8 protein-coding genes are annotated in these 12,183 nt (G+C 32.3%); 5 read left to right on the top strand and 3 right to left on the bottom strand.

All coding sequences use genetic code 11. From position 1 onward, the window contains the following. The first annotated feature begins 975 nt into the window (after window positions 1-975). The gene (locus MK119_RS02830) at window positions 976-3,786 is read left to right on the top strand and encodes an insulinase family protein (protein WP_366512758.1); all 2,811 of its coding nucleotides are present in this window, start codon (window positions 976-978) and stop codon (window positions 3,784-3,786) included. Between the two features lie 87 nt (window positions 3,787-3,873). On the opposite strand, the gene MK119_RS02825 is transcribed toward MK119_RS02830, so the two are convergent. Beyond that, window positions 3,874-5,799 (bottom strand): S9 family peptidase, encoded by a 1,926-nt coding sequence (locus MK119_RS02825; protein ID WP_290670703.1) that lies wholly within the window; start codon window positions 5,797-5,799, stop codon window positions 3,874-3,876. Window positions 5,800-6,045: 246 nt separating this feature from the next. On the opposite strand from MK119_RS02825, the gene fabG reads away from it, so the two are divergent. The 4 genes from fabG to MK119_RS02805 all read left to right on the top strand — a co-directional run bounded on the left by fabG (window position 6,046) and on the right by MK119_RS02805 (window position 10,365). Beyond that, window positions 6,046-6,792, top strand: coding sequence for a 3-oxoacyl-[acyl-carrier-protein] reductase (gene fabG, locus MK119_RS02820; RefSeq protein WP_290670701.1), 747 nt, complete (start codon window positions 6,046-6,048; stop codon window positions 6,790-6,792). Window positions 6,793-6,808: 16 nt separating this feature from the next. Then, the gene (locus MK119_RS02815) at window positions 6,809-7,345 is read left to right on the top strand and encodes a hypothetical protein (protein WP_290670699.1); all 537 of its coding nucleotides are present in this window, start codon (window positions 6,809-6,811) and stop codon (window positions 7,343-7,345) included. Window positions 7,346-7,468: 123 nt separating this feature from the next. Beyond that, the gene (locus MK119_RS02810) at window positions 7,469-9,385 is read left to right on the top strand and encodes a VWA domain-containing protein (RefSeq protein WP_290670697.1); all 1,917 of its coding nucleotides are present in this window, start codon (window positions 7,469-7,471) and stop codon (window positions 9,383-9,385) included. Window positions 9,386-9,549: 164 nt separating this feature from the next. After that, window positions 9,550-10,365 carry a prohibitin family protein gene (locus tag MK119_RS02805; RefSeq protein ID WP_290670685.1) on the top strand — a complete coding sequence of 272 codons (816 nt, stop codon included), beginning with the start codon at window positions 9,550-9,552 and terminating at the stop codon, window positions 10,363-10,365. Between the two features lie 172 nt (window positions 10,366-10,537). Here the strand turns inward: MK119_RS02805 and MK119_RS02800 are convergent, their stop codons facing one another. Further along, window positions 10,538-11,131, bottom strand: coding sequence for a hypothetical protein (locus MK119_RS02800; RefSeq protein ID WP_290670683.1), 594 nt, complete (start codon window positions 11,129-11,131; stop codon window positions 10,538-10,540). Between the two features lie 56 nt (window positions 11,132-11,187). Beyond that, on the bottom strand, window positions 11,188-12,033 hold the full coding sequence (locus MK119_RS02795) for an OmpA family protein (RefSeq protein ID WP_290670681.1): 846 nt from the start codon (window positions 12,031-12,033) through the stop codon (window positions 11,188-11,190). Between the last annotated feature and the right edge of the window lie 150 nt (window positions 12,034-12,183).

Below are 12,183 nucleotides of genomic sequence, written 5' to 3'. Positions count from 1 at the left end.
TTTAAAAGGTTGATAAATATTTCTAATCCATATCATAACATTTTGGATCCTGAGCAAGATGTTCACCTCCTGTAATCACTTCTAAATTTTTGATTTGATACTCTTTAAATTTTCTAACATAATAATGAGTTTTAATAATTGAACATGCTTAAAGGCATCTCATAAATGTTGGGAAATCATAGCTAGAAAGCCTAGTTCATACCTAAATTATTTAAAATGGGGAAGTGTGTTATTCTCAAAAATGAATACCTAATCACATAACATTTATTACTTGGAAAAGATAAAAAAGTGCTCTTTTTAGAAAATAATATTAAGGTACTATTGTAAATTGAAAATAAGATGCTTTTTGAATGTAAATTACTGATTATAAGATTTTTGAGGTGTATTTATACATCTTGCAATTTATGAATTTAGAGTATGATTTCTTTTAATTTATTATTTTGATATGTACTTTTAAAGTATAAAGTTTGTTAACCATGAAAAAAGAAATTTGACAAACTTGCAAATTGGTTGCAATCAAAGTAGCTACTTGATTAACCTCCAAGTATCTCATGTCAGCCAGTAAGTATTTGCTAATCACATAGCAATCATGAAAAAAAGTGGAAAAGTGGACTTCGGTCCACTTTTTTAGTTTTGAACACTGATATCTCTCTAAAAAAAGTAGTGAAACATTGTTAAAGTTTATTTTGATTAAATACCAATATAAAAAATATATGATCCATGATGTAGATATAGGCAATTATACTCGAAAAAGTAATATATTGTCGTACGTTACATGATAAAATACTATTTAACGTTTCTATGTTACTAATTAATTGAAAAAGAATGAAAAAAATCAATCTTCTGCTATTAATTGCATGCACACTTACAATTTTTAGCTGAAAAAAAACGAACGATGCTGTTGAAGCTGTTCAGAAAAAAGATGCGAACGGTTTCTCGTATGAAACTGTATCAAACGATCCAACAGGATTACGATTGTATACTTTAGATAATGGACTAAAAGTATATTTGAGTAAAAACACGGAAGAACCTAAAATACAAACTTATATTGCGGTTCGCGCAGGTTCTAATTACGATCCAAAAGAATCTACAGGATTAGCACACTACTTAGAGCACATGGTGTTTAAGGGAACTGATGAAATCGGAACGCTAGACTGGGAAAAGGAAAAAGTAGAATTGGCTAAAATTTCAGACTTATACGAGCAACACAGAGCTGAAAGTGATCCTGAAAAGAAAAAAGCGCTTTACAGAAAAATTGATAGTGTTTCCTTGCTTGCTTCTAACTATAGCATCGCAAATGAATATGATAAAATGACAACGTCATTAGGAGCAACTGGAACAAATGCGTATACTTCTTTTGAACGTACAGTATACACAAATAAAATTCCTTCTAACGAATTAGATAAGTGGCTAGATTTAGAAAGTGAGCGTTTTAGTCAATTAGTACTGCGTTTATTTCACACAGAGTTAGAAGCGGTATTTGAAGAGTTTAATAGAGGACAAGATAATGATGGATGGAAAGCGTATTTTGCAAAATTAGAAGGTTTATTTCCGAAGCATCCTTATGGACAACAAACAACTATTGGTACAGGAGAACACTTAAAAAACCCTTCAATGGTTGCTATTCATAATTACTTTGATAAATATTATGTACCTAACAATATGGCGGTAATTTTAGTAGGAGATATTAACTTTGAAGAAACTATTCAAAAAGTAGCTAATACGTTTGGTAAATTAGAAAAGAAGGAAGTAACACATCCAACTTTACCTAAGGAAGATCCAATAACAACTCCTGTTTCTAAAGAAGTTTTTGGACCAACTGCTGAAAATATTTCAATTTCGTATCGTTCTGGAGGAATCAATTCCGAAGATGAAAAACTAGTGACATTAGCCGATATGATTTTGGCGAATGGGAATGCTGGTTTAATCGATTTAAACTTAAATCAAAAACAAGCAGTACAATATGCAGGTTGCTCTACAACATTCCTTATTGATTATGGATACCATTCATTTACAGGATATCCAAAAGCAGGGCAAAGTTTAGACGAAGTAAAAGACTTATTACTAGCTCAAATTGAAAAATTGAAAAAAGGCGAGTTTGATGAATGGATGATTGATGCAGTTATAAATGATTTAAAATTAGGGCAAACCCAAGGATATGAAAGCAGTACTGCTGTAGCAAACGCTTATGTTGATGCCTTTATTCATCAAGAAGATTGGGCTAAAAGAGTACAGTTTTTAGAGGAACTTAGAAAAATTACAAAACAAGAACTTGTTGATTTTGCAAATAAATTTTACAAAGACAATTACGTAGTAGCTTACAAACGTAAAGGAGAAGATAATTCGATTGTAAAAGTAGAAAACCCAGGAATTACACCTGTGAATTTAAATCGTGGTAAAAGCTCTAAGTTTATAAAGGAGTTTAAAGCCAAGGAAGCAATGCCACTACAACCGAAATATGTTGACTTTAAATCTGCAATCAAAGAAACACAACTCACAAACGGAATTAAGGTTTCCTATATTGAAAATGAGCAAAATGATCTTTTTGATTTAAACATCATTTTTGACATGGGAGCTGATAATGACAAAAAACTTGGTTTAGGAATTGGATACATGGAATATTTAGGAACTAATAAGTATTCTGCTGAAGAACTAAAGAAAGAATTCTACAAACTTGGCATTAATTACTATGTAAGCACAGGAGCTGACAAATCGTATTTTGGTTTAGATGGATTAAAAGAAAATCTACCTAAAGGACTAGAATTGTTAGAACATTTATGGAGTAATGCTGTGCCAAATCAGGATGCGTATGAAAAATATGTTGATCAAATCTTAAAAACAAGACAAGACAATAAAGTTCGTAAAGGAACCATCTTACAACGCGGATTGATGAATTATGCAAAATATGGTGAAAACTCACGTTTACGTAATATTTACAGTAGAAGTGAATTGTTAGACATGAATCCTCAAGAATTGGTAGATATCGTCAAAAACTTAAAGAATTACAAACAACGTATTTTCTACTATGGTAAAGATGTAGGGCCAGCAATTGCAGCTTTAAATCAATACCACAACGTTTCTGATGAGCTAAAATCATATCCAGAAGCAACAGAATATGTAGAGCAAGAAACTGGAGGAAACGTATATTTTGTTGATTACGATATGGTACAAGCTGAAATGATGTTCTTAGCAAAAGGAAATCCATTCAGTCCTGAAAACATGGCAGCATCACGATTATTTAACACTTATTTTGGTGCTGGTTTATCATCTATTGTATTTCAAGAAATTCGTGAATCAAAATCACTAGCATATTCGGCATATTCTTTTTACAGTCAAGCTAGAGAAAAAGGAGATCCTAACTATGTAACAGCATATATAGGAACGCAGGCAAATAAAATGCCACAAGCTGTCGATGCTATGATGGGCTTAATGAATGATATGCCAGAATCAGAAGCGCAATTTCAAGCAGCAAAAGAAGCTACATTGAAAAAAATTGCAGCACAACGTATTACAAAATCAAACGTTTTCTGGACGTATGAGCGTCTGCAAAAACTAGGAATCGATAACGATCATAGAGAGGAAGTATACAAAGCTATTGAACAAATGACTTTAGCAGACTTAAAAGCTTTCTTTGATCAAAACATTAAAGGGCAAAAATATAGTGTGGTGGTTATTGGAAACAAAAAAGACATTGATATGGAAGCATTATCTAAACTTGGAAAATTGCAAGAAATGGATGTTGATTATTTGTTCAATTATGAGAAAGTAAAGAAAATCAAGCAATAATATTTTGAACTTCACATAAACTGAGTCAATAAAAAAGCGCCTCCATTTGGAAGCGCTTTTTGTATAGTTGTAAACTAACAATAATGATTATCCTTTTACTTTCGTTCTCATATTTTCATTTAAGAACGTGATCATAGAATTGTAAAAGTCAAATCGATTTTCTTGATTTCTAAATCCGTGCCCTTCATTTTCTTTTAACATGTATTCCACAGTCACTCCATTTTTACGTAAAGCTTCTACCATTTGATCAGATTCAGCTTGTACCACACGTGGGTCGTTAGCTCCTTGAGCTACAAACAAAGCAGCTTTAATCTTATCAACATGGAAAACAGGACTGTTAGCCTTCATCATAATACTATCTTTTGTATTAGGATCTCCAACCATTTCATATAACATTTTCTTGTATGGTTCCCAATATGGAGGAATTGTTTCCATAAACGTGAATAAGTTAGAAACACCAACATAGTCAACAGCAGCTGCATATAAATCAGGTGTATTTGTAATTCCAGCTAAAGTAGCGTAACCACCGTAACTTGCACCGTAAATTGCAATACGATCTTTGTTAGCAATCCCTTTTTGAATCAACCATTGTACACCATCTGTAATATCATTTTGCATTTCCTGTCCCCATTTCTTGAAAGAACTTTCCATGAATTTCTTTCCATATCCTGTAGAACCTCGAAAATTCATTTGTAATACAGCAAAACCTCTATTTGCCAAAAGCTGTACTTCAGGGTTGAATCCCCAACTGTCACGAGCCCATGGACCTCCGTGTGGATTTACCACAACAGGTAAGTTTTCAGCTTTCACACCAATTGGCAATGTTAAATAACCATTGATAGTTATTCCATCTCTAGAAGTGTAGGAGATCGGTTTCATATTTGCCATATGATCAGAATTGATCCAAGGACTTAAATCTGCTAGGTGCTTTAAGTTATCTTTTTGAACATCATAAAAATAATAGGCACCTCTCGTTTTATCATTTCCAGTATAAATTAGTAACTTGTCTTCGTCTTTATTACTTGAAGTAATGTAATATTCGTTATCTGCACCCAATTTTTCCTCTAGCATTTTAAAAAGATTCTCAGTGTCTTTGTCTAAAAACTTTCTATTTAGTTTTGCTCTAGTATAACTAATATAAGTAGGTACTTTTCTTTTTGATGAATACGACATTCCATCTACGTCAACTTCTGTATCTACAAAAATTTCTTCAACTTCTTTATTTTCTTTTAAATCGTACTTTACAATAGCCGTTTTATCTCTTCCTAAGTTTGAAGAAGCGTATACAATATCACCATTGTCAAAATCAAAATACTGAGGTGCTAAAGTTTGCTTAAAATTAGTAGTAATTACTTCTTTGAAATCATCGTTTTCTGTTGGTCTGTACAAAATAGTATTGTCAACACCATTCGTCATATATGCTAAACGTAATTTACCATCGTGATCTGTTCCCCATCCAGTTATATTCCCTGGGTTTTCATAAAGAATTTTCATCTCACCTGTATTAATATTCAAGCGATATGGGTCATACACTTGTGGAATTCTCTTGTTCAATCCAATAATCATCTCTTCTTGATTATCTTCCAGCGCATCAATAATTTGTGAACGTACACCGTCAAAAGGTGTTAAATCTTTTTCGTTACTTCCGTCTTTGTTTACAGCAAAAAGATGGAAGTTTTCATTTCCTCCTTTATCTCTTGTGTATACAAGACGATCATCACTTGCCCAGAAATATCCTGAAAGATCACGGTCTTCTACGCCAGTAACTCTGGTAACTTCTTCACTGCCGATTTTTTGCACATGAATATTCATTCTATCCTTATAAGGAGCTAAATATGATAAATATTCACCATTTGGAGACAAACGAAAAGATGTCTTTTCTGAGTTTTTAAAAAAATCTTCAACTGAAATTTTCGGAGCAGGTTTCATTTCTGCAAGTTCGTTTTTTTGTTTTGGTTCTTCTTTACATGCTATAAAAAGCATTACCAAAGAAAAAAGCATTAGTTTTCTCATGATTGTGTTTTTTGTATGATATTCCCATATGACGATAATTCACAAAAAATGTTACACTTTGAATCATATAATTTTCATAAAATTAATAAAACTTGTTCCTTTTTTTGATAAATTTATAAATTATTACCTAGGAATATATTAGAATAGAATCCTTAATGGTTATTTTCTGAATAATCCTAAAACTAACTATTGCAAACCTAACTATTCTAACTATATTTGACTAAATAAACCCAACCATTAACACGTATGAAATTACTAGAAGGCAAAACAGCCATCATCACAGGCGCGAGTAGAGGAATAGGAAAAGGAATAGCGCAAGTATTCGCAGCACATGGAGCAAATGTTGCATTCACATACAGTTCATCTGTAGAAGCTGCCAACGAATTAGAAAAAGAATTAAACGGATTAGGCATCAAAGCCAAAGGATATCAAAGTAATGCAGCAGATTTTCAACAAGCACAAGACTTGGCTGCCGAAGTATTAAAAGAGTTTGGCTCGATTGATGTGCTAATCAATAATGCAGGAATTACAAAAGACAATCTATTAATGCGTATTTCTGAAGAAGATTTTGATAAAGTTATTGAAGTAAACTTAAAATCAGTCTTCAATATGACCAAAGCTGTACAACGTACAATGTTAAAACAGCGTAAAGGTTCCATCATTAATATGAGTTCTGTTGTGGGTGTAAAAGGAAATGCTGGACAAACAAATTATGCAGCTTCTAAAGCCGGAATCATAGGATTCTCTAAATCTGTAGCTTTAGAATTAGGTTCTAGAAATATCCGTAGCAATGTCATCGCTCCAGGTTTCATAGAAACAGAAATGACAGGGAAATTGCCAGAAGATGTTGTGAAAGGATGGAGAGAGGCAATTCCTTTAAAAAGAGGAGGAACACCTGAAGATGTAGCTAATACATGTGTTTTTCTTGCAAGCGATATGTCAGCGTATATTACTGGGCAAGTGCTCAACGTTGACGGTGGAATGTTAACGTAACCATAATAATCACAATATGAAAAAAGCATTTTTAGTAATGGCAGTTTTCTTTCTGTCTATTAATGCAGTACATGCACAAAAATGGAAGAAGTACAAAGCAGAAGACTTAGCGTTTATTGCCTATTATCCGGAAACTCCTAAAAGAAGTATGCAAAAAGTTCCAACAGCTGTTGGTGAATTGGATATGCACATGGTAATGTATTCACCAGATTCTGGAGATGATAACGCTATATATTCTGTGATACGATCTGATTATCCAGAAGATCAATTTAAAAATGCAGATGCAGAATATAATAATAAAATCTTGACAGGAGCGGTGAATGGAGCAGTATCAAATGTAAATGGTACATTGATATTCGACAATAAAGTTAAATTCAACGGCTATCCAGGAAGAAGTATAAAAATTCAAATGCAAGGAGGTTTCATATACATAAACGCATATTTAGTTGAAAATTCAATGTTTATTACGCAAGTAATTTGCCTAACCAATAAAGATGAAAATGCTAGTATTCAACGTTTCTTGAATTCTTTTGAAATTATAAAAACAAAATAACTATTGCAAACGACAACAATCGTATACATTTGTATAGCAGCTATAATATCAGCACTTGTTGCGATATTTCATTATTATTACAAGACGAAAAAACGTACTAAAAAATTAGTGCTTTTTTCGTTTTTGAGATTTTTAAGTGTATTTGCTTTATTACTCTTACTAATCAATCCAAAATTTAAACAAAAAAGCTATTTCACAGAAAAACCAGTACTGACGATTGCTGTTGATAATTCTTCTTCTTTAGCCGAATTAGGGTATGATGAAAAAGTAACGAATGTCCTAGGTGAATTAAAAAACTCAAAAGAACTACAAGATAAATTTGAAATTGACACATATATCTTTTCAAAAGAACTTCAAGAAAACGACACTGTTAATTTCAATGGATCTCAAACAAATATAAGCAAAGCGCTAAAAGATATCAATAAACTTTACAAAGATGCAATTGCGCCTACAGTTCTAATTACTGATGGAAACCAAACTTATGGAAATGATTATCAGTTTCTGTCTTCAAAGATAAAACAACCAATTTTCCCCCTTATTGCTGGCGATACTACGAAATACGTCGATTTGAAAATTGATCAGCTAAACGCCAATAAATACGCGTATTTAAAAAATAAATTTCCAGTAGAAGTCATTGCAACTTATACAGGAAACGAAACGATTCAAACAAACTTAGTACTCACAACCAACGGAAAACCTTTGGCGAGTCAAGCATTAACATTCTCTCCAACAGACAATTCTAAAGTAGTAAATTTGAATGTTTCTGCCACAAATATTGGTGTACAAACATTACGAGCTACTTTAACACCTTTAGATACTGAAAAAAATAAGCAAAACAATTCGCGTTATTTTGCAGTAGAAGTCATTGATCAAAAAGTGAAAATTGCTTTAATTTCTGATATAGTTCACCCTGATTTAGGTGCTCTTAAGAAAGACTTGGAAAGTAATGAATTGCGTGGTGTTGATATCTTAAAACCAAATGAAGCAAACAGTGTGCTCAATGAATATCAATTGGTTATTTTATACCAGCCCAATCGTAAATTTCAAGAAGTATATCAAAATATAAAGCGTTTAGAAAAAAATACACTCACAGTCACAGGAACACAAACAGATTGGAACTTTTTAAATGACATACAAACAAGTTTTCGTAAAGATGATTTACAAGAAACAGAAGAAGTTCAAGGACAGTTAAATGCAAATTACACCAACTTTTTAATTGAAAACATTGACTTTTCAGACTATCCACCATTAGAAAACGCTTTTGGAGAAATAGAGTTTAATGTTGCTCATGAAATCATTCTAACACAAGTAATTTCAGGTGTTTCTACAAATTCAGCCTTGCTTGCAACGTATACAGATGACAACAAACGAGCTGCGATACTCGCTGGAGAAAATATTTGGAAATGGCGTGCAAACAGTTTCTTGGCACAGGAAAACTTTATAGAATTTGATACGTTTCTTGGTAAATTGGCGCAGTATTTAGCTTCTAACAAAAAACGAGAACGCTTAACGGTAGGCTATGAATCGTTCTATTATGGAAATCGTGAAATTCAACTCACAGCACAATATTTCAACCCTTCATATGAGTTTGATGCTAACGCGAATCTAACAGCAATCATCAAAAATAAAGACACAGAAGAAACTACAACGTATCCGCTATTATCTAGCGAAGGTTTCTATACAGTTGATTTAAACAATCTACCACCTGCATCATATGACTTCACTGTAAGAGCGGAAGGTAAAAACATTAGCAAATCGGGAAGTTTCAAAATCTTAGAATTCGATATAGAAAAACAATTCTTAAATGCCGACAAACAACGTTTACAGTCCATCGCAACTACAACAAGCGGAAAAGCATTTCACATTAATGACAATTCACAAAACATTATATCAGAGCTTGTAAACGACCAACGTTTCAAAACAATTGAAAAAAGTAATGAAAAGGTCGTATCTTTGATAGACTGGAAATATCTACTTGCCTTCATCGCAGTATTCCTTGCATTAGAATGGTTTTTAAGGAAATATTACGGTTTAATTTAATTGTGTGTTTCAAAAATATTTAGAAATGCTTGTAACAAACCATAATTCAAATACACATATTAATAATTTTTAACAAAGTAAAATCAATCTATAACCTTTATGTATTGATTGTAGAATTAACAAACAGAAAAATAATTACTAAAAAATAATCAAAAACAAAAAAAATGGATAAATTACCTAAAATTGGAATACCAATACTAATCATTGTAATCGTAGTAATTGTATTAATTGCAAAATCGGCAGTAACCATAAACTCAGGAGAAGGAGGCGTTTTGTATAGACAATTTTCTGGTGGTGTGGATGTTGAAAACTTTTATGATGAAGGCTTTCATGTAGTAGCACCTTGGAATACTATGACTAAATATGATTTAAGAGATCAGTCGGTTAAAGAAAAGTTAGACGAATTATTATCTGTAGATGGATTACCTATTGAAGTAGATTTAACAATTCAGTTCAAACCGAACAAACCTAACTTAGGAAAATTGCATAAAACGGTTGGTTTAGACTACTATACTACAAAGGTAAAACCAGCAGTGAGTTCTGTAGCACGTAGTATTATTGGACAATATACTGCAGAAGAATTATATTCCTCTAAAAAGAATTCAATTCAAAAAGAAATTGAAGAACAAACGAAGAAAGATTTATCACTGGTGTATGTTGATTTAATTAAAGTATTAGTTGAAAAAATTGAATTACCAGCAAAAATTACAGCTGCAATTGAAGATAAGAAAACCAAAGAGCAAGAATTAGAAAAGTATAAGTATTTATTACAAACTGCTGAAAAAGAAGCGGAAAGACAACGAGTAGAAGCAGAAGGTAAAGCGGCTGCTAACAAAATCTTAAGTGCGTCGTTAACAGACAAAATTTTACAAGAAAAAGGGATTGATGCTACGTTAAAACTATCTGAGTCACAAAATAGTAAAGTAATTGTAGTTGGTTCAGGAGAAAGTGGTTTGCCGCTAATTTTAGGAAATCAATAATTCGAAACATATAATAAAGAAAAAGGGAAACTGGCTTAAAGTTTCCCTTTTTTTATTCTGAGTAATTTTAGGTAGGGAGGAAAGCTATCACTCATTTAGCCAACCTATTATTTTTAGTTTTTAATCTTAGCAAGTCTAAAAACATAATTTTCTTTTTGAATAGAATCGAAATCTATTTTTCTGAGCCCAATCGTTTACTAAAATCAGTGGTGGTACTTTTCTTTAAAATGGCAGCCTGACCTTTCCAATCGTCACGTTCAATACGTCCTGGGAAAAATGAAATCAATTCCGTAACAGTTTGCATATCTTCTGCAGTAAACTTGCTAATCTGATCAAAGGTGTATATTCCGATCGTGTTTAGCTTCTGTTCAATATAAGGACCAACTCCTTTAATACGTTTCAAATCATCTTTTTCTGAAGCATCCGCAACACCAAAACTATCAAAGTTTAAAGGAGAATTTTCGGTATCTACAGTTTCTGCTTCTGTTTCAGTTTCGGTGGTGTCAGAATCTTTGGAATCTACCGCTCTTCCTGAACGTTCACGTGTTTTTACAGCGCGTACACCTCTGGAAGGCGTGTAGTTTGTATTAATAAATTCGTCTTTTTTCTTTGACTTTTCAGCAGCAAGCAATTTTTCATATTTTCGTTTGCAGCTGCGTTTTCCAAAAATCCAGCCAATTAAAAAACAACCAAATCCAATCAGAAATACTATAAAATATTCCCAACCAGAAACAGGAGTAAGGCTTTCTAAAAGTAAGAGTGGCATAAAATCAATTAGTTGTGTGGGTTAGTTATAGTTTGGTTTTATAAGTTTATTTATTATCAATCGTCTGAAATGTTTATTTCAATACGTCTGTTTAGTCGTTGTCCTTCTAAAGTGTTGTTTGGCGCTATTGGCTCCGTTTCTCCTTTAGATGAAATGGTCAATTTATCGGCGTTAATTCCTTGCGATACAAAATATTGCATCACACTTTTAGCGCGTTCTTTTCCAAACCACATATTTGCTTCTGCATCACCATTACTGTCGGTGTGACCAATAATTTCTACTTTTTTTGTAGGATGTTTGAATAAATAGTTCTTCAGTTCCATAGTATAAGCATTGAGCGTATTATCAGGCTTAAATGTTTTGGAGCCAAAACCAGCGTATAAAATCTTAGAAGAAATTCCTTTATCAATTACTTTTACACGCTCTTCTGTCATCTTTTGGTACTCGTATGCAAATCCTTTGTTGAATTGATTGTTATCTGTAAAAGTAATATCCTCTTGCTTTGTCTGCATCACTACACGTTCTGTATTAATTCCGAAATCTGCTAATTTCTTCTTAACAACTTCATTTCTAGAAAGTGCTATAGCTCCATCTTCAGCTTTACTAAAGAAAGAGGTAATGACTAATTCTTCTTGTTGATTGGCGTTTAAATAATCAAAAAATGATTGTAACGGATTTGAAACAGAATCGATTAATGAAACTTTTGCATCATTTTTAACAATAGTAAATGGTAAAAAAGTAAGTGCTTTTTTTGCAGGAACTTCTTTGATAACCTTAATAGTATCGACTACTACGGATACTTTGGTTTCTGCGCACAGATTCTTTACGTTGCATTCGTAATAACGAATACCGAAATAAAGCCATGTACAAAAAAGTACAAAGGCAATCAAAAAATGTTTCATAGGTGGGCTGACTATTAATATCTAAAATTAGGAATTCATTTTTTATATCACAATTATAACCATCAAAAAAATCTAATTTGATTGCATTTTTTTGATAAAATGCAAAAAAATAATTTAAAAAAAGATTTGGAGGCAATCAAAAATATTAAT

Origin of the sequence: Kordia sp., from assembly GCF_022447245.1 — a bacterium.
Taxonomy (GTDB): Bacteria; Bacteroidota; Bacteroidia; order Flavobacteriales; family Flavobacteriaceae; genus Kordia.
This window is presented reverse-complemented; position numbering and strand designations above follow the sequence as displayed.